Here is an 18,992-nt window from a genome sequence, read left to right on the forward strand (position 1 = left end):
TTGCCGGGAAGACCTATCGCCATCGAGAGAATCGTTCGAAGCCCAGGAAGCCCGGCGTAAAACCACACAAGAAGATGACTCAGAAAAACTGTTGAAATGTCTTAACTTGGGTGGATTGGTGGTGAACGGCCTGTCCAGACTGCCTTCCAATAGCACCCTCAACACTGCTGCGCGTGCTCACAAAAGGTGAAGTGGCCGGGCGCACTTGGGCAAAGACGCGCCTCGCTGATCATTCCGAAGCTGGGGTTTTGAAGAAAAGGGGTCACGCGGTTTAAGGGATAGCGGCCGCAGCTGCAGTGCGCACTGATCACCAATTCTTGATCTTCTTTTCCCCGGCTACCGCGCTCATCAAGCCACGCCAAATGTCGGGACAAGGCCCGCGCGTGTATATTTCCGCCGCGAAAGAAATATTATTATTTACAACTCAGGGCAATCATCATTCGCAAATCAAATAACGCTCATGCGCCTTAACACTTAAGATATTTATCACATGAATGGGTCGTATCAGAACTTGAAATTGGCGTTATATGTGCCCGATGTTCATAATGTGTACATACCAAAACACATCAAGGAACGATTCAAATGAACATCAACAAAAACATGGAAGCAGTCTTCGTCGCAGCCCTCATCCTGGCTGGCTTCACCACTTTCGCCACTGCCAACGTCGTTGTTACCGCTCCTGTCGCCAAAGCTGCCATCGAAGCAAAAATGGTCACGGTTGTCGTCAGCACCAAGCGCCTCACCGCAGAAGAAAAAGCACGCCTCGGTTCATAATCAGGCCAGTGCCTGGTCGACCAGTTCGATCCAGTGCGTCACGGGTATATCCGTACCCGATTGCAGGTGACTGAGGCAGCCCACGTTCGCCGACACGATCACCTCCGCGCCGGTAGCAAGTAAATTCGCCAGCTTCCTGTCCCTCAGTTCAGTGGCCAGTGCCGGCTGCAGCACCGAATACGTGCCCGCCGAACCGCAACACAAATGACTGTCGGCGCATAGCGTCACCTCGACGCCGGCAGCGCGCAACACCCCTTCTACCTTGCCCCGAATCTGCTGCCCATGCTGCAAGGTGCACGGCGGATGCCACGCCACCTTCTTCCCTCCACGCCCTTTTATTCTGGCCCCAAGTTCAGTCTCGAATTGCGGCATGATCTCGGACAGGTCGCGCGTCATCTCTGCAATGCGGCGCGCCTTGGCCGCATACTGCGCGTCGTGCGCCAGCAAGTGTCCATACTCCTTGACCGTAACGCCACAGCCTGACGCGGTCATCACGATCGCCTCCACCTGATCAACCAGCGGCCACCACGCGTCGATATTGCGGCGCATGTCGTCAAGCGCAGCTTCCTGGTCGTTCAGGTGATAGCGCAGCGCGCCGCAGCAGCCGGCCTTGGGCGCGGTGATCAGCTGCACGCCAAAGGCGTCCAGCACGCGCGCGGTCGCCGCGTTGATATTGGGCGCCATCGCAGGCTGCACGCAGCCATCCAACACCAGCATCTTGCGCGCATGCGCGCGCAGCGGCCAGCGGCCCGCCGGTGCGCTTTTGCGCAGCTTGTCCTGCAGCGCTGGCGACAAAAGCGGTCGCACCAGCTGCCCCGCCTTGTACAGCGGCTTGAAGATCCATGGGCGCGGCAGTGCTTCCTTGAGCAGCGTGCGCGTGACGCGTTCGCCCAGCGTGCGCGGCACGCGCTCTTCGATCACCTTGCGGCCAATGTCGGCCAGGCGCCCATACTTGACGCCTGACGGGCACGTGCTCTCGCAGCTGCGGCAGGTCAGGCAACGGTCCAGGTGCAGCTGCGTTTTCTTGGTGACGGGCGCGCCTTCGAGCACCTGCTTGATCAGGTAAATGCGCCCGCGCGGACCGTCCAGCTCATCGCCCAGTATCTGGTAGGTGGGACAGGTGGCCGTACAAAAACCGCAGTGCACGCAGGCGCGCAGGATCGCTTCGGCTTCGTCGCCTTCGCGGGTGCCCTTGATGAAATCGGCGAGATTGGTTTGCATGGGTCAGTACATCCGTCCGGGATTAAAAACGTGCGCGGGATCGAACGACGCTTTGAGCCGTTCGTGGATCTTGGCGATGGCAGGCGCCAGCGGCTGGAACACGCCCACGCTCTTGTCGCCGCCACGAAACAGCGTGGCATGCCCGCCGGCCGCACTGACGGCGCGCCGGATGTTGTGCGCCGTCGCGGCGTCGGACGCGCTTTTCAGCCAGCGCTGCGCCCCGCCCCACTCGATCAGCTGTTCGCCGCGCAAGAGGATGGCGCTCGCCGCTGACGGGACCGACAAACGCCACAGGCTGTCCGCCCCGCTGAAAAATCCATGCTGCTGCTCGCGCAGTGCGCGCCAGAGCGCCGCGCCGTCATGCACGCTTGCCCCGCCCAGCGACCGCTCGGCCGCCTCCACCGCCGCCTGCGCGCCGGACAGGCGCAGCGTCAGCGCGCCGTCGCTCCAGCAACTGGCCGATATCGGCAGCGGCTGCCCGCCCCATTCGTTCACGCGCTTGAGCGCATCGATCTCGCTCATCTCAAAACGCAGCGTCGACTCGCGCAAGGGGCGCGGCAGTACCTTGACCGACATCTGCAGCATCAGCCCCAGCGTACCGAGCGAGCCCGCCAGCAGGCGCGAGACATCGTACCCAGCCACGTTCTTCATGACCTGCCCGCCGAAGGTCAGCACCTGTCCCTGGCCGTCCATCAGCACTGCGCCGAGCAAAAAGTCGCGCACGGCGCCGCTGCTGGCCCGGCGCGGGCCCGACAGGCCGCTGGCAACGGCGCCGCCGAACGTGGCGCCGTCGCCAAAGTACGGCGGCTCGAAGGCGAGCATCTGGCCGCGTTCGGCCAGCGCGGCCTCGACTTCGGCCAGCGGCGTGCCGCAGCGCGCCGTGATCACCAGTTCAGTAGGTTCGTAGTCGACGATGCCGGCGTGTCCGCGCGTGTCGAGGATGTCGCCTTCGAACGCCTGCCCGTACCAGTCCTTGGTGCCGCCGCCACGGATGCGCAGGGTGCGCCGCGCGCCGGCGGCGCCCAGTACCTGTTCACGGAAGTTGTCGAGTGCAGTCATGTCAGAATCGCGGCAGGTGGGCAAAGGGGAGCACGCCGCCGGACACGCGCATCTTGCCAAATTCGGCGCAGCGGTTCAGCGTGGGAATCGCCTTGTCAGGGTTGAGCAGGAAGGCCGCATCGAAGGCGCGCTTGACGGCAAAAAACATGTCCAGCTCGGCGCGCGAAAACTGCACGCACATGGAATTGATCTTTTCGATGCCCACCCCGTGCTCGCCGGTGATGGTGCCGCCCACTTCGACGCACAGCGCCAAAATCTCGGCGCCAAAGGCTTCGGCCCGTTCAAATTCGCCCGGCACATTCGCGTCAAACAAAATCAGCGGGTGCAGGTTGCCGTCGCCGGCGTGGAACACGTTGGCGCAGCGCAGGCCGTGCGCCGCCTCCATGCGCTCGATGCCGGTCAACACCTGCGCCAGTTTCTTACGCGGGATGGTGCCGTCCATGCAGTAGTAGTCGGGCGAGATGCGCCCCGCCGCCGGGAAGGCATTCTTGCGGCCGGACCAGAAGCGCAGGCGTTCGGCCTCGGTGGTGGAGATGGCAATGGCACTGGCGCCGGCCAGCGCCAGCACGGCCGACATGCGTTCGATTTCTTCATCGACTTCCAGCTCGGTGCCGTCCGCTTCGCACAGCAGGATGGCGGCGGCGTCCGTGTCGTAGCCGGCCTTGACGAAAGGCTCGACCATGCGCGACGAGGTGCGGTCCATCATTTCCAGCCCGGCCGGAATAATGCCCGCCGCGATGACGCTGGCCACCGCATTGCCGCCGGTGACCACGCTGTCGAACGAGGCCATGATCACGCGCGCCGCGCGCGGCTTGGGGATCAGCTTGACGGTCACTTCGGTGACGATGCCGAGCATGCCCTCCGAGCCGATGAACACGGCCAGCAGGTCCAGCCCCGGCGCATCCAGCGCTTCGCCGCCAAGTTCGATGATCTCGCCGTCAATGGTCGCCACGCGCACGCGCATGACGTTGTGGATCGTCAGCCCGTATTTGAGGCAGTGCACGCCGCCCGAGTTTTCCGCCACGTTGCCGCCGATGGTGCAGGCGATCTGCGACGACGGATCGGGCGCGTAGTAAAGACCGTAGGGCGCGGCGGCGTCCGAGATGGCCAGGTTGCGCACGCCCGGCTGCACCACCGCCAGGCGCGCGTACGGCTCCATGCGCACGATGCGGTTCAGGCGCGCGGTGGAAATGACGACGCCGTCGGCGAGCGGCATGGCCCCGCCCGACAAGCCGGTGCCGGCGCCGCGCGGCACGATGGGCACGTTCATGGCGCGGCAGGTGTTGAGGATCGCCAGCACCTGCGCCTCGTCTTGCGGCAGCGTGACGATCATCGGCAACTGGCGATACGCAGCCAGGCCGTCGCATTCGTAGGGACGGGTATCTTCGGCGTCGGACAGCACGCAGCCTTCGGGCAGCAGCGCGCGCAGCGCTGCGGCTACTTGCTGCTGGCGCGCGTTATCGATAGGGACGGCGATGGGGAGGGAGGCTGGCATGCTGCGATTGTAAGCACTATCGGTCGTTTTGTCGTATGCTCGCCCTATTCTTTTTTGCAATGGGACGATGACATCATGGGTAACCGACTTTCAAAGATCGCCACGCGCACCGGCGACAAGGGCACCACCGGCCTGGGCGACGGCAGCCGCACCGACAAGGACAGCGTACGCATCCACACGCTGGGCGAGGTTGACGAGCTCAATTCCTTTGTTGGCCTGCTGCTGTGCGAAGACATGCCGGCCGAGCTGCGCGAAGAGCTGATCACGATCCAGCACGACTTGTTCGACCTGGGCGGGGAGCTGTGCATCCCCGGCTACCAGATGATCACGGACGACCATGTGGGACGCCTGGACGACTTGCTGGAAAAATATAACGCGACCTTGCCGGCGCTGTCGGAATTCATCTTGCCGGCCGGCTCGCGCGCGGCGTCGATCGCCCATGTGTGCCGCACGGTATGCCGGCGCGCCGAACGCAGCATCGTGACGCTGGGTAAAACCGAAACCATCAACGAGCATCCGCGCCAGTATGTGAACCGTTTGTCGGACTTGATGTTCGTGCTTTCGCGTGTGCTCAACCGGTTCGCGGGCGGCAGCGATGTACTATGGCAGCACGAACGTCAACGAGGTTGAGAAATGAAGAAGTTATTGATTCTGGTAGGAACTATTTTGGCGGCGAACATGGCCGTTGCCGCAACGCCTGAGATTACCAAGGCGGAAGTGGCGCATTTGCTGGGCGCGGTGGAGCAGTCGCAGTGCAGGTTCAACCGCAACGGCAGCTGGTATGACGCCAAGAGCGCGAAAAAGCATTTGGCGAGCAAATACGAGTATTTGGACAAGAAGGATATGCTGCCGACTGCCGAGTCGTTCATCAAGCTGGGGGCATCAACCAGCAGCAGCAGCGGGAAGGCTTACATGATGGCGTGCGAGGGGCAACAGCCGGTGACGAGCGCGGTGTGGCTGATTGAAGAATTGAACCGCTATCGCAAGACAGCCGCTCTTAAGTAACACCTTGAAATCGTAATACATCAAATCGTAGGTCGGAAAAGCGGGAGCGCATTCCGACAGTGCATGCGTTACGATGACGCTAGCAATGTCGGAATGCACTTCGCTTTTCCGACCTACGCAAAGCGCGCACTACCCAAACCGCGCGCAATTCTCAGGTGTTGTTGACCACCAGCCGCGGCTCCATCGCCCCAAAGCGCTGGCGAATCGACGCTGCAATCCCCTTGGCATCCAGACCCACACCAGCGAGCAGCGCATGCGGATCGCCATGGTCGATGAACTTGTCGGGCAAGCCGAGCATCAGCAGCGGCTTGACGATCCCCGCCTCGGCCAGCGCCTCGGCCACCGCAGCGCCCGCGCCGCCCATGATGCAGCCCTCTTCCACCGTCACCAGGTACTCGTGTTCCGCGGCCAGCTGCCTGACCAGTTCCACGTCCAGCGGCTTGACGAAGCGCATGTTGGCAACCGTGGCATTCAACTCGGCGCCCGCCGCCACGCTGTGCGACACCATCGAGCCAAACGCCAGGATCGCCACGCCCTTGCCGCGCTGCTTGATCTCGCCCTTGCCGATCGCGATTGACGTGAGCGCCTTTTCGATTACCGCACCGATACCGGCGCCGCGCGGATAACGCACCGCCGCCGGGCCTTCGTAGTGGTACGCGGTGGTGAGCATCTGGCGGCATTCGTTTTCGTCGGACGCGGCCATCACGACCATGTTCGGGATGCAGCGCAAAAATGCGATATCGTAGTTGCCCGCATGCGTGGCGCCGTCCGCGCCCACCAGGCCCGCGCGGTCCAGCGCAAACGTGACGTCCAGGTTTTGCAGCGCCACGTCGTGAATCAGCTGGTCGTAGGCGCGCTGCAGGAAGGTCGAATAGATCGCCACCACCGGTTTCAGGCCTTCGGTCGCCAAGCCGCCCGCGAAGGTCACGGAGTGCTGCTCGGCGATGCCGACGTCAAAATACCGGTCCGGGAATTTTTCCTCGAACTTGACCATGCCCGAACCCTCGCGCATCGCCGGCGTGATGCCGACCAGGCGCTTGTCGGCGGCGGCCATGTCGCACAGCCAGCTGCCGAACACTTCGGTGTAAGTGGTCTTGCCGGCCGCGCCGGGCTTGATGCCTTCGTTCGGATTGAACTTGCCGGTGCCGTGGTACAGAATCGGCTCGGCTTCGGCCAGCTTGTAGCCCTGGCCCTTCTTGGTCACCACGTGCAGGAACTGCGGCCCCTTGAGTTTTTTGATGTTCTCCAGCGTGGGGATCAGCGATTCAAGATCATGGCCGTCGATCGGGCCGATGTAATTGAAACCGAATTCCTCGAACATCGTGGCCGGGACCACCATGCCCTTGGCATGCTCTTCGAGCCGCTTGGCCAGTTCGCGCACCGGGCCTGGCAACACCGACTTGGCCACCGTTTTGGAGGCGGCGTAAAACTGCCCCGACATCAGGCGCGCCAGATAGCGGTTGAGCGCGCCTACCGGCGGCGAAATCGACATGTCGTTGTCGTTCAGGACTACCAGCAGGTTGATGTCTTCCTGCACGCCCGCGTTGTTGAGCGCTTCAAAAGCCATGCCGGCCGTCATGGAGCCGTCGCCGATGACGGCAATCGCGTGCCGGTGCTCGCCCTTGATCTTGGCCGCCTGCGCCATGCCCAGCGCGGCCGAGATGGAGGTCGACGAGTGGGCCGTGCCGAAGGTGTCGTATTCGCTTTCTACGCGGCGCGGAAAGCCCGAAATGCCGTCGAACTGGCGCAGCGTGTGAAACTGCTCGCGGCGCCCGGTAAGGATCTTGTGCGAGTAGGTCTGGTGGCCCACGTCCCAGACGATGCGGTCGTACGGCGTGTTGAACACGTAGTGCAGCGCGATGGTCAGTTCGACCGTGCCCAGGTTGGACGACAAATGGCCGCCCGTCTTGGAGACCGAGTCGAGCAGAAAATTGCGCAGCTCGTGCGCGAGCGGCGTCAGTTGGGAACGCGCGAGCTTGCGCAGCTCCGCCGGTTGGTTGATGTGTTCTAGTAAATTCATGGTTACGCCTTCCGCTGCACGATCAGGTCCGCCAGTTCGCGGAGCCGGCCTGCTTTGTCGCCAAACGGTGCGAGCGCCTCATGCGCGTCGCATCGCAGTTTTTCGGCCAGGACGCGCGAAGCATCCAGGCCCAGAATCGATACGTAGGTCGGCTTGTTGGCCGCCGCATCCTTGCCCGCGGTCTTGCCCAGCGTGGCTGAATCGGCCGTCGCGTCGAGCACGTCGTCAACCACCTGGAAGGCCAGGCCGATCGCGTTCGAATAGGCGTCGAGCGCGGCCAGTTCGCCGTCTTGCAGGTCGGCGCCGGCCAGCGCGCCGAGTACCACCGAGGCGCGCAGCAAGGCGCCGGTTTTCAACTGGTGCATCTGTTCGAGCTGTTCGCGCGTGAGCGCAAGGCCGACGCTGTCCAGGTCAATCGCCTGGCCACCGCACATGCCGCCCGATCCGGCTGCGTGCGCCAGCAAGCGCAGCATGGCGACCTGGCGCGCCGGCGGCACTGCGCCGCCTTCGGACAGCACCAGAAATGCCTGCGCCTGCAGCGCGTCGCCCACCAGCAGCGCGGTCGCTTCATCATACGCCACGTGCACGGTGGGCTTGCCGCGCCGTAGCGCGTCGTCGTCCATGCAGGGCATGTCGTCGTGAACCAGCGAATAGGCGTGGATCATTTCGACGGCTGCCGCCGCGCGTTCGAGCGCGCGCGCGTCGGCGCCGAACAGCGCGCCGGCGGCGAACACCAGCAGCGGGCGCACCCGTTTGCCGCCACCGAGCACGGTGTAGCGCATCGCTTCGTGCAGTTTGAACGGAACCGTCTCGGCATGCGGCAAAAACGCGCCGAGCGACGCTTCGACGCGCGCCTGCACCGCCGCCATCCAGTCGGCAAAGCTGCTCGCTGGCGTCATTGCATGCCCTCGCCCTCGACCGCGAACGGCTTGAGCATGTCGCCCTCGAGGACCTTGACTTGCGATTCCACTTTTTCGAGCTGCTGGGCGCAATATTTAACCAGTTCGGAGCCGCGCGCGTACGCCGCGACGGACGCTTCGAGCGGCAACTGGCCCGACTCCATCTGGGTGACAAGCTGGGCCAGCTCGGCCATCGCCTGTTCGAACGATTCCGGGGGCACTACTTGCTCGACTGTTGATTTCTTTGACATAGACACTTTGATATGTGAACGCGTACGCAACTTTTTGGCGTGAGGCGCAGTCTAACCGGATAAATTAGAACAATCCATCCCATAGGTAATGACACCATTTTATAGCAAGCAGGCAGCGAAGATGAAACCGATGCCTTTCGTGCAAGAACTGCATATTCAATCCACGCATTCGCGTGCGGGACCGCGACTGCCGAGTCCGTTCACGGTATAATCGCCGGTTCTGTCCGAAATACCGTATTGCGTTCTCCAAAATACTGGTCTTTGGATTCTTTCTCTTCTTTGGCTCGAAGCTCTTTTAAAGGGGGGTTGGGATGTCCGATTTGGCTACCCACGCCAAGCTCGCGCGCTCGTGTGCGCAGCTTCCGGTAGATGTCTATTTTGACGAGGCGCTGTTACGGCGCGAAATGGAACAATTGTTCCGGGACGGCCCGCGCTATATCGGCCATGAGCTGATGGTGCCCGAAACAGGCGACTTTGCCACGCTCGCCGCCGAGCACGAAGGGCGCATGCTGGTGCGTAACGCCAACGGCATCGAAGTGTTGTCCAACGTCTGCCGCCACCGCCAGGCGCTGATGTTCAATGGGCGCGGCAATGCCAACAACATCGTCTGCCCGCTTCACCGCTGGACGTACGACCTCAAAGGCGAACTGATAGGCGCTCCGCATTTTCCGGAGACGCCTTGCCTGAACCTGTCCAAGACGCCCCTGCAAAACTGGCACGGACTGCTGTTCGAGCAAAACGACTACAACGTCATGGACAAGCTCGCGCAGCTGTCGGTGGCCACCGATTTCGATTTTTCGGGCTACATGTTCGACCATGTCGAAGTGCAGACCTGCGACTACAACTGGAAGACCTTCATCGAGGTCTACCTCGAGGACTACCACGTCGAGCCGTTCCACGCGGGCCTGGGCGGCTTTGTCAGCTGCGCCGACCTGAAATGGGAATTCGGCCCCGACTACAGCGTGCAGACGGTGGGCGTGAACCGCGCGCTGACCAAGGCCGGCTCGCCCGTCTACCAGCGCTGGCAGGAACAAGTGCTCAAGTTCGGCAACGGCGTGCCGCCCGAAAAAGGCGCAATCTGGTTCACGCTCTACCCGAACATCATGGTCGAGTGGTATCCGCATGTGCTGATCGTCTCGACGCTGCATCCGGACGGACCGCAGCGCACCAAGAACGTGGTGGAGTTCTACTATCCCGAGGAAATCGTGCTGTTCGAGCGCGAGTTCATCGAAGCGGAACGCGCAGCGTATTTCGAGACATGCAAAGAGGATGACGAGATCGCCCAGCGCATGGATGCGGGCCGCCGCATCCTGATGGCGCGCGGGGTGAGCGAAGTGGGTCCCTACCAGTCGCCAATGGAAGACGGCATGCAGCACTTTCACGAGTGGTATCGCAGCAACCTCACGCTTTAGGATTTCATGCCGTCTCTGTGGATGCTGTTCGCAAGCTTTGCCTTCTCCATCATGGGGGCGGCCGTCAAGCTTGCGTCCACGCTGTATTCAACCTCCGAAATCGTGATGTACCGGGGCCTGGTTGGCACCTTGATGCTGCTGGTCCTGGTGCGCGCGCAGCGCGGCAGTCTGCGCACCGCGTTCGCCGGCGCCCACCTGTGGCGCGCCCTGGTCGGTGTGGTGTCGCTGTGGCTGTGGTTTTACGCGATCGGCAAACTGCCGCTGGCCACCGCCGTCACGCTCAATTACATGGCCCCCATCTGGATGTCGCTGTTCCTGCTGTGCGCAGGCTGGTGGCAATCCAAAAACCACGTCGAATGGCCCTTGATTGCCGCTATCGGCATGAGCTTTGTCGGCGTCACGCTGGTGCTGCAGCCGGCCGTGGCGGCCGACCAGTGGCTCGGTGGCGTGGTGGGCATCATGTCGAGCGTGCTCTCGGCGCTGGCCTACATGCAGGTGCGCAAACTGGGGCAGATGGGCGAGCCGGAATACCGGGTGGTGTTTTATTTTTCGCTGATGACCGTGTGCGCCGGCGCCTTCGGCACCATCCTGGAAGGGCGCCCGGCCGGCATGCCCATGCTCACGCCGCACACGCCGTACGGGGTGGCGCTGCTGCTGGCCATTGGCGTGAGCGCCGCCATGGCGCAGATGGCCATGACGCGCGCCTACCGCGTGGGCAAGGTACTGGTCGTGGCCAATTTGCAGTACACCGGGATTATCTTTTCCAGCCTGTGGGGCATGCTGTTGTGGGGCGACCGCTTCAGCTGGTATGTGTGGCTGGGGATGGGGGTCATTCTCGCGTCCGGGATTGCAGCGACGTTCTACAACACCAAAAAAACCCCGCGCGGGGCCGTCGTGACGGACACCGATCCGATCGCCAGCGAAGTGTGACGGCAAGGAAGGTAACGGGAAACCAGTGGCCAATAAGGTAACATTACAATACACGCCAACAGCGCCACCCGAGGATCCCATGCACACCACCCTGATTTCGCCTGCCGACCTGGCCGCCCACCTTGACGACCCGAACTGGGTCATCCTCGACTGCCGCCATGACCTGATGAACCCGGCCGCCGGCCCGGACGGCTACGCCATCGGCCATATCAGCAACGCGCTGTTCGCCGCGCTGGACACGCAACTATCCGGCCCCAAGCAAGGCGCCGACGGCGTGTTTCGCGGCCGCCATCCGCTGCCCGAGCGCGCCGCGCTGATCGACACGCTGCGCACCTGGGGCATCAACCCGGACAGCCAGGTCGTCGCCTACGACGCCCACGGCGGCATGTTCGCGGCCCGCCTGTGGTTCCTGCTGCGCTGGGTCGGCCACGCGGGCGTGGCCGTGCTCGACGGCGGCCTGGCCGCCTGGCAGGCGCAGGGCTTGCCGATGTCCGACCAGGTGCCCGTGCGCGCGCCCGGCAGCATCGCCGCGCAGGCGCCGCTTGGCGCCACGGTATCGGCCGCAGATGTCCTGCACAACCTGGCAAGCGGCGCCAACACCATCGTCGACGCGCGCGCGCCCGACCGCTTTCGCGGCGAAAACGAAACCATGGATCCGGTGGGTGGCCACATACCGGGCGCCAAAAACCGCTTCTTCAAGGATAACCTTCAAGCCGACGGCCGCTTCAAAAAAGCGGCGCAGCTCAAGGCCGACTTTGCAAACCTGATCGACGAGCCGGCCCGCGCCGTCATGCAATGCGGCTCGGGCGTGACGGCCTGCCACAATCTGCTGGCGCTGGAAGTGGCCGGCATGCCCGGTGCGGCGCTGTATCCCGGCTCGTGGAGCGAGTGGTGCGCCGATCCAGCGCGCCCGATCGCCACCGGAGCCTAAAACGTCCTGCTATTCGTCCATGCCGATCAGCGCTTCGATATCGGCAATGGCCGTGCGCAGCATTAGTTCGGGCGTGGCTTCGGCCAGGACAATGCCGGCAACCATGGCGTCAGGAACCGACTTCTTGAGCACGCCATCGCGCGTGATGAAGTATTCGCCCTGATCATAGGCGATGCTGTAGAGCAGCTGTTGTCCGGCGTTGCGGCGGTGCTGGCTTGAAGGCATCTCGACATCCCTTATGTGTGTGTGCAATCTGGATGGTACTACCGCGCTGGCCGGGCGTGCGTTCGCTACGGCGCGTGCAGCTGCGCTAGAGCGCAAGTGCTACCCTGCACCCAACAGACCAGGAGTGCCATGTCGGACGGAACCAAAAAAACAGTGTATGTCGCCCTGATCGGCAATCTCTTGATCGCAGCGATCAAATTCGTGGCCGCCGCCTTCACGGGCAGTTCGGCCATGTTGTCGGAGGGCTTTCATTCCGTCGTCGATAGCGGCAATGAAATTTTACTGCTGTACGGCGTGCACCGGTCGAGCTTGCCGGCCGACGCGCGCTACCCCTTCGGGCGCGGCAAGGAAGTGTATTTCTGGAGCCTGGTCGTGGCAATCCTGATTTTCGCTTTCGGCGCCGGCATCTCCATCTATGAAGGCGTGCGCCATCTCAGGCACCCCAATCCCATTGAAAACGTGCTGGTCAATTACGGCGTGCTGGCGGCGGCGCTGGTGTTTGAAAGCATTTCGTGGTGGGTCGCGCTCAAGGAATTTCGGCGCATCAAAGGGTCGCTGGGCTACCTTGAGGCGATTCGCAAGAGCAAGGACCCAACGGTCTTCACGGTGCTGGTGGAAGACAGCGCGGCGCTGCTTGGACTGGTGTTTGCGCTGGGCGGCATCGCCCTGGGGCAAGTGACCGGCAACCCGGCCTTCGACGGCGCCGCTTCGGTGCTGATCGGTCTATTGCTGGGCCTGGTCGCATTTTTCCTGGCCGTCGAAAGCAAGGGCTTGCTGATCGGCGAGAGCGCCGGCAGCGACGTGGTCGACGGCATCCGCGCGCTGATTGGCAACAACGCCAATGTCGACCGGGTGAGCGAGGTGCTCACCATGCACATGGGACCGGAATATATTCTCGTTAATATCAGTCTGCACGTCAGCGCCGCGGTTGACCGGGCCCGGGTGCACGACGTGTTTGCGCAGATCGACCGGGATATCAAGCAGCATTATCCCAAGGTCAAGCGCGTCTTCATCGAATCGAAAACGGAGCTGACAAGGTCTTGACGGGGCTAGCGGCCGGAGGTCAGAAATAACACCAGCAGCACGCCGGCACCGATCAGCAACACCTGGGGCACCGATTCGCGCAGCGTGGCGCGGCGCTGCATCTGCGGCATCAGGTCGCTCACGGCAATGTAGATGAAGCCGGACGAGGCGAACACCAGCACGTAGGGAATCAGGTGGCTGGCCTTGTCGAGCGTAAAGTAGCCCAGCAGGCCGCCGACAACGGCCATCAGGCTGCACAGCAAGTTGAAGAAATACGCCCGCGCGCGTGAAAACCCGGCGTTGAGCAGCACGATGAAGTCGCCGATTTCCTGCGGGATTTCATGCGCGATGATCGCCAGGCCAGTGACGATGCCCAGTTCGGGATTGGCAATAAAGGCGGCGGCAATCAGGATGCCGTCGGTAAAATTGTGCAAGCCGTCGCCGATCAGGATCATCCAGCCAGCCTTGCCCGCCTCCATCTTGTCATGCCCGTGCGCGTGGTGGTGGCCGTCGCCCTCGTGGTGGTGCGAATGGCGCAAAATGGCGAGTTTTTCCAGCAGAAAAAACGCCAGCAGGCCGCCCAGCAGCGTGGCGAACAGATGACGCTTGTCGGCCGTCGATTCAAACGCTTCGGGCAGCGCATGCAGCAGCGAGGTCGACAGCATGATGCCCACCGACAAGCTGACCATGCGCTCGACCATCCGGGACAGAAGCGCGAACGAAAACACCGCTGCGGCGGTGATGCTGAAGACCCCCGCAATCGTCGTTGCGAGCAGGATGGAGATGAGAATCGGGTCGATTTTGAAGCCTCTGGGCAGTGCTTGCGATAAGCGCAAGACCCGCATTGTACCGCCCCGCCGCATAAAAACGGGGTCAGACCACATTTCTGCGGCCTGACCCTATTGATGACTCCGGTTTAAGCGTTACCGCAAAGGCTTACGGCACCAGGGCGAAATTGACGTTGGACGCATTCGCCACGGCAATATCGACCGCGGTGGCGAACGGCAGCGTTGCGTAGCCGAGCGCCGAGGCCGACACCGTGTATTTGGCTATGCCCGGCAGCACTGTTGTCGCAGGCGCGAACACCAGTGGCAAGGTGGTCGAATAGACGGCGTATTGCGGTGCGTTCAAAGGCAAGCCGTTGATGGCGTAGGCGCCCGTCACCAGGTCGGAACCGGCGTACTTGATCGTCACGGTAGGACCGGCGGCAAACAATTGCTTGGCCGATACGTAGGTGGCCAATTCAGCTGCCGGCGTCAGCTTGGTGGTGCCGCCGATGCTGCCGGTGGCGCTGCTGGCAAGCGTGATCGGCGTCGTACTGGTGCTCACTGGAACACTGGCCGTCGCGCTGACGGGCACGGCGCCAATCACGGTCGCTGCACTGCCCGCGCCCGTGATGACGACGTCGTAGCTGCCCGCCGGAAGGCGCGACAGCAGGAAAGCACCGCTGATCGGATCCGGGACGGTCGACGCGACGACCACGCCCGCTTGCTGGGCGCTGATCATGACGTTGCTGGTCAGTTGAGCTGGTGCAATGACGCCCGAGATACCGTTCAATACCGCAGGCAGCATTTTGATCACGGGCTTCAACGCATATTTGCCGTTGCCACGGGTTACGATCGACTTGCAGGCATCAAAGTCGATGACGACATCGGCCACCTGGCCTGCGGCCACATCAAAGCTGCCATTTAACTTCAGGCCGCTTTGAACGGCGCTCGGCGTGATCAGGTTTTGCAGCGTGCCGCCGGTAGGCTTGACGCTGTTGGCCATATTGTCGGCAGTATTGGCGTCGAGCACCAGGCGAATCTGGCTGTAGTGGCCGGCCGTCAGGGGTGCGGTGCCCAGCGGTTCGATCAAGCCATTGGTCAGCTTGAGCAGGTTGACTTTGACGGGCGCGGCGAGCGTAATGTCGGTCCAGCCGCCGTCGGTTTCCGACGCTGTCTCGCTCTGGTTCACGCGCACTTTGTTGACGGTAATGTTGACTTCATCGTAGCCGCAGGCGGGCGCGTCGGTGAGCGAAGCGCGGACCGAGCCCATGGCCGAAGATGCCGGCGTCGGTGTGGAGGAGCCGCCGCCGCCGCAGGCGACCAGGACCGCCGCTGCGCAAATGGTGGAGGTAGCCAAGCTTAAACGCGTCAAAGTAGTATTCATTTTTTACCTCATATATGGACGGTGGACACCGTCCGCAGCCCTAACTCCAGGCATGCCCTACTATACATTCCAGTAGGAAACAATAAGGTGCGCTGCCGCACGAAAGTACATTTGCTTACAACTCTTACAGCTTGCGTTGCTTGCATTATCAGTGGGCCTGGTCCCAGTTGCTGCCGATCCCCACTTCGGCCAGCAGAGGCACTTTCAGCGCCGCCACGCCCGCCATCAGTTCCGGCAGCTTGATCTTGACCACGTCCAGTTCCGCCTGCGGCACTTCGAGCACCAGTTCGTCGTGCACCTGCATGATCATGCGCGTGGCCATGCCGGTTTCTTCCAGCCAGCCCTGTACCGCAATCATCGCCAGCTTGATCAAGTCGGCCGCCGTGCCCTGCATCGGCGCATTGATCGCGGCCCGTTCGGCGCCCTGGCGGCGCGGGCCGTTCGGCGAATTGATCTCGGGTAGCCACAGGCGCCGGCCGAACACGGTTTCGACATAGCCGCGCGCCTTGGCCTGCATGCGCGTGTCTTCCATGTACTGGCGCACGCCCGAAAAGCGCGCGAAGTATTTGTCGATATAACTTTGCGCGGCCGCGCGGTCCACGCCCAGGTTGCTGGCCAGGCCAAAGGCGCTCATGCCGTAGATCAGGCCAAAGTTGATGACCTTAGCGTAGCGGCGCTGCTCGGACTGCACGTCGGCTGGCGCCACGCCGAAGACCTCGGACGCGGTGGCGCGGTGAATGTCCTCGCCTTCCGAGAACGCGCGCAGCATCGCTTCGTCGCCCGAGATGTGGGCCATGATGCGTAATTCGATTTGCGAATAGTCGGCCGAAACAATCACGTTGCCAGGGCCCGCGATAAAGGCTTCGCGGATGCGCCGCCCTTCGGCGGTGCGGATCGGGATATTTTGCAAATTGGGCTCGTTGGACGACAGGCGCCCCGTCACGGCCACCGCTTGCGCATAATTGGTGTGCACGCGGCCCGTGTCGCGGTTGACCATGCGCGGCAGCTTGTCGGTATAGGTCGACTTGAGCTTGGACATGCTGCGGTATTCGAGCAAAATTTTAGGCAGCGGATAGTCTTCGGCCAGCTTTTGCAGCACTTCCTCGTCGGTCGATGGCGCCCCGGTCGGCGTTTTTTTAATCACCGGCAGTTGCAGCTTGCCGAAAAAAATTTCCCCGATCTGCTTGGGGGAACCCAGGTTGAACGGGCCGCCGGCCAGTTCGTACGCTTTTTGTTCGAGCTCCATGATGCGCGCGCCAAGTTCGCCCGACTGCAGGTCGAGCAACGCGCCGTCGATCAGCACGCCATTGCGCTCGATCTTTTGCAGTACCACGGAAGTGGGCAACTCGATCTGGCGGTAAATGAATTCGAGCTTGGCGTCGCCCAGCACATGGCCTTTCATGGCGTGGTGCAGGCGCAGCGTGATGTCCGAATCCTCACCCGCGTATTCGGTGGCGCGCTCAAGCTCCACCTGGTCAAAGCAGATCTGGCCGGCGCCCTTGCCGCACACTTCGGTGAACGAAATGGTGGTGTAGCCCAGGTGGCGCTTGGCCATATTGTCCATGTCGTGCGGCTTGTGCGACTCGAACACGTAGGACTGCAGCAGCGTGTCGTGCACGATGCCGCGCAGCGTAATGCCGTGATTAGCGAAAATATGACTGTCGTACTTCAGGTTCTGGCCCACCTTCGGCTTGGCCGGGTCTTCCAGCCACGCCTTCATTTTGGTCAGCACCAGGTCGCGCGCGAGCTGCTCGGGCACGCCCGCGTAGCGGTGCGCGACCGGGATGTAAGCGCCCTTGCCCGGCTCTACGCTGAGCGAGATGCCGACCATTTGCGCCGTCATCGGTTCGAGCGACGTGGTTTCGGTGTCGACCGAGGTCAGTTCGGCGCTGTCGATCAGCGCCAGCCACGCGTCAAGCTGCTCTTCGGTGGTAATGGTGACGTACTCGCCGCGGATGACCGGCAAGTCGTCGGCGCTGCTGAACAAGTCGCCTTCAGGCGAATTGAACAGCGCTGCCGGGCCGCTGGCGGTGTCAATATTAACGTTCAACTCTTTCAGCAGCGTCTTGAAGCCATAGCGCGCAAAAAAGTCGCGCAAGCCTTCCTGATTTTCAGGCTGGGCCACCAGCGTGTCGGCAATCGACACCATGTGGCCGGCCAGGTCGCAGTCAAGCTTGACGGTGATCAGCTCGCGCCCCTTGGGCAGCCATGCCAGCGCCTGGCGCAGGTTCTCGCCAACCGCCCCGGTGATGGTATGTGCGCTTTGCATGACGTTTTCGAGGCTGTCATGCGCGGCCAGCCACTTGAGGGCGGTCTTGGGGCCGCACTTGGCCACGCCCGGAATATTGTCGACCGTGTCGCCGATCAGCGCCAGGTAGTCGATGATGCGGTTGGGCGGCACGCCAAACTTGGCCAGTACGCCCGCTTCGTCGAGCTTTTCGTTGGTCATGGTGTTGATCAGGGTGACCTTGTCGTTGACCAGCTGCGCCAGGTCCTTGTCGCCGGTCGAGACCACGGTGTTCAAGCCCATGCTCGTGGCCTGCACCGACAGCGTGCCGATCACGTCATCGGCCTCGACGCCTTCGACCATCAGGATCGGCCAGCCCATGTGGCGCACCACTTCGTGGATCGGTTCGATCTGCAGGCGCAGATCGTCGGGCATGGGCGCGCGGGTGGCTTTGTAGTCGGCGTACATATCGTCGCGGAACGTCTTGCCCTTGGCGTCGAACACGCAGGCGATGTAGGCCGCCGGGTAGTCCTGGCGCAGGCGGCGCAACATGTTGACCATGCCGTGCATGGCGCCGGTGGGATGGCCATCCGGGCTGCGCAAGTCTGGCAGGGCGTGGAACGCGCGGTACAGGTAACTGGAACCGTCGACTAACAACAGGGTATTTTGCATGGTGCCGAATGTGAGGTCAAAGCGTGAGGTTGAAGCCGCGTGAAAAACAGCGCGGCAAAGCGTGAGACATTATCGCAGAATCCGCCCTGGCCCCGCATCGCGCCCGCTTCGCTGGCCGCGCCTGGCGGACCGGGGGCGCTTGCCAGACTTTCCACAGGGTTGGCGTGGCTTTGTTACAATGGTCTAAACGACTAAGAAGGCAACCTATCATGCTGCGCGCATCCCCCCTGCGGAAAATTTTGTCCCTGTGCCTGTCCCTGTGCCTGAGTGCGCATGCTGGCGCCGTGTTTGCCCAAGCCAAGCCGAGCGAGGCGCCGCCGAAACCGGGCGATGCGCCGCCAAAGCTGGAGACCATCGAACCGGTCCAGACGCCGCGCCCGTCGGTTAACGTCACGCCCAAATCGGCCAAGGGCGGCACCAAAATCACCGAAAAGAAGGATGGCGGTCGGGTGACCGAAGTCAAAGTCCAGGCCGGCCCGAGTACGTACACGATGAAGCCGAACGTGCCTGCCGGCAACGCCCAGCACGGTGACGTGCAAAGCGGCAATTCTGTTCGCGGACCGCAATGGACGGTGCTGGAGTTTGGCAAAGGCAAAAAGAAGCCGGTTGCCGAAGCTGCCGCCGAGACCGCCGACGCGCCGCCGCCCAAGACCGTCCCCGCCAAGTAAGCCCGGCCTCGCCGCTTATCCATACCGAC

Annotated in this window: 19 protein-coding genes; 9 read left to right on the plus strand and 10 right to left on the minus strand. The window is 62.5% G+C overall.

What is annotated here, in order from left to right:
* Both ACP7D4_RS15320 and ACP7D4_RS15325 read left to right on the plus strand, forming a co-directional pair.
* Positions 1-190, plus strand: a 190-nt coding sequence (locus ACP7D4_RS15320; RefSeq protein ID WP_426209923.1) for a hypothetical protein, incomplete at its 5' end; no start/stop codon positions are given.
* Positions 191-582: 392 nt separating this feature from the next.
* Positions 583-774, plus strand: coding sequence for a hypothetical protein (locus ACP7D4_RS15325; protein WP_426107486.1), 192 nt, complete (start codon positions 583-585; stop codon positions 772-774).
* On the opposite strand, the gene glcF is transcribed toward ACP7D4_RS15325, so the two are convergent.
* Genes glcF through ACP7D4_RS15340 form a run of 3 tightly spaced genes read right to left on the minus strand, consistent with a single transcriptional unit; the run spans position 775 to position 4,549 of the window.
* Positions 775-1,995 carry a glycolate oxidase subunit GlcF gene (gene glcF / locus ACP7D4_RS15330; protein WP_426107487.1) on the minus strand — a complete coding sequence of 407 codons (1,221 nt, stop codon included), beginning with the start codon at positions 1,993-1,995 and terminating at the stop codon, positions 775-777.
* A 3-nt stretch (positions 1,996-1,998) separates the two neighbouring features.
* Positions 1,999-3,054, minus strand: a complete 1,056-nt coding sequence (gene glcE, locus ACP7D4_RS15335) for a glycolate oxidase subunit GlcE (protein WP_426209925.1) — start codon at positions 3,052-3,054, stop codon at positions 1,999-2,001.
* Between the two features lies 1 nt (position 3,055).
* Positions 3,056-4,549, minus strand: coding sequence for an FAD-linked oxidase C-terminal domain-containing protein (locus tag ACP7D4_RS15340; RefSeq protein WP_426107489.1), 1,494 nt, complete (start codon positions 4,547-4,549; stop codon positions 3,056-3,058).
* Between the two features lie 75 nt (positions 4,550-4,624).
* Here ACP7D4_RS15340 and ACP7D4_RS15345 point away from each other — a divergent pair, with 75 nt between their 5' ends.
* Complete coding sequence (locus ACP7D4_RS15345; RefSeq protein ID WP_426107490.1) at positions 4,625-5,179, plus strand: cob(I)yrinic acid a,c-diamide adenosyltransferase; 555 nt, start codon at positions 4,625-4,627, stop codon at positions 5,177-5,179.
* Between the two features lie 3 nt (positions 5,180-5,182).
* A complete protein-coding gene (locus ACP7D4_RS15350) occupies positions 5,183-5,554 on the plus strand; it encodes a DUF5329 domain-containing protein (RefSeq protein WP_426209927.1) in 372 nt (123 codons plus the stop codon).
* A gap of 151 nt (positions 5,555-5,705) precedes the next feature.
* On the opposite strand, the gene dxs is transcribed toward ACP7D4_RS15350, so the two are convergent.
* From dxs to ACP7D4_RS15365, 3 genes are read right to left on the minus strand one after another with little or no spacing between them, the layout of a single operon-like run.
* A complete protein-coding gene (gene dxs, locus ACP7D4_RS15355; protein WP_426209929.1) occupies positions 5,706-7,574 on the minus strand; it encodes a 1-deoxy-D-xylulose-5-phosphate synthase in 1,869 nt (622 codons plus the stop codon).
* Between the two features lie 2 nt (positions 7,575-7,576).
* Positions 7,577-8,473, minus strand: a complete 897-nt coding sequence (locus ACP7D4_RS15360; protein WP_426107493.1) for a polyprenyl synthetase family protein — start codon at positions 8,471-8,473, stop codon at positions 7,577-7,579.
* Positions 8,470-8,724 (minus strand): exodeoxyribonuclease VII small subunit, encoded by a 255-nt coding sequence (locus ACP7D4_RS15365; protein ID WP_426107494.1) that lies wholly within the window; start codon positions 8,722-8,724, stop codon positions 8,470-8,472. Before ACP7D4_RS15365 ends, ACP7D4_RS15360 begins: the two co-directional genes overlap by 4 nt.
* Positions 8,725-9,035: 311 nt before the next feature.
* Here ACP7D4_RS15365 and ACP7D4_RS15370 point away from each other — a divergent pair, with 311 nt between their 5' ends.
* From ACP7D4_RS15370 to ACP7D4_RS15380, 3 genes are all read left to right on the plus strand, one after another.
* A complete protein-coding gene (locus ACP7D4_RS15370; RefSeq protein WP_426209931.1) occupies positions 9,036-10,136 on the plus strand; it encodes an aromatic ring-hydroxylating oxygenase subunit alpha in 1,101 nt (366 codons plus the stop codon).
* A 6-nt stretch (positions 10,137-10,142) separates the two neighbouring features.
* Entirely contained in the window at positions 10,143-11,066 is a 924-nt protein-coding gene (locus tag ACP7D4_RS15375; RefSeq protein WP_426209933.1) for a DMT family transporter, read from the plus strand.
* Between the two features lie 79 nt (positions 11,067-11,145).
* On the plus strand, positions 11,146-11,997 hold the full coding sequence (locus ACP7D4_RS15380) for a sulfurtransferase (protein WP_426107497.1): 852 nt from the start codon (positions 11,146-11,148) through the stop codon (positions 11,995-11,997).
* Between the two features lie 9 nt (positions 11,998-12,006).
* On the opposite strand, the gene ACP7D4_RS15385 is transcribed toward ACP7D4_RS15380, so the two are convergent.
* Entirely contained in the window at positions 12,007-12,222 is a 216-nt protein-coding gene (locus ACP7D4_RS15385) for a hypothetical protein (protein WP_426107498.1), read from the minus strand.
* Between the two features lie 129 nt (positions 12,223-12,351).
* On the opposite strand from ACP7D4_RS15385, the gene ACP7D4_RS15390 reads away from it, so the two are divergent.
* Positions 12,352-13,266, plus strand: a complete 915-nt coding sequence (locus ACP7D4_RS15390; protein ID WP_426107499.1) for a cation diffusion facilitator family transporter — start codon at positions 12,352-12,354, stop codon at positions 13,264-13,266.
* Between the two features lie 5 nt (positions 13,267-13,271).
* Here the strand turns inward: ACP7D4_RS15390 and ACP7D4_RS15395 are convergent, their stop codons facing one another.
* The 3 genes from ACP7D4_RS15395 to polA form a co-directional block, all read right to left on the minus strand.
* Positions 13,272-14,021, minus strand: a complete 750-nt coding sequence (locus tag ACP7D4_RS15395; RefSeq protein WP_426107514.1) for a ZIP family metal transporter — start codon at positions 14,019-14,021, stop codon at positions 13,272-13,274.
* Between the two features lie 160 nt (positions 14,022-14,181).
* Entirely contained in the window at positions 14,182-15,396 is a 1,215-nt protein-coding gene (locus ACP7D4_RS15400; protein WP_426107500.1) for a DUF4382 domain-containing protein, read from the minus strand.
* A 148-nt stretch (positions 15,397-15,544) separates the two neighbouring features.
* A complete protein-coding gene (polA, locus tag ACP7D4_RS15405; protein ID WP_426209935.1) occupies positions 15,545-18,295 on the minus strand; it encodes a DNA polymerase I in 2,751 nt (916 codons plus the stop codon).
* 209 nt (positions 18,296-18,504) lie between these two features.
* Between polA and ACP7D4_RS15410 the strand changes: the two genes are divergently transcribed.
* The gene (locus ACP7D4_RS15410) at positions 18,505-18,963 is read left to right on the plus strand and encodes a hypothetical protein (RefSeq protein WP_426107502.1); all 459 of its coding nucleotides are present in this window, start codon (positions 18,505-18,507) and stop codon (positions 18,961-18,963) included.
* Positions 18,964-18,992 lie beyond the last annotated feature (29 nt).

It is taken from the genome of Massilia sp. TWP1-3-3, from assembly GCF_049897805.1.
GTDB lineage: Bacteria > Pseudomonadota > Gammaproteobacteria > Burkholderiales > Burkholderiaceae_D > Telluria_A.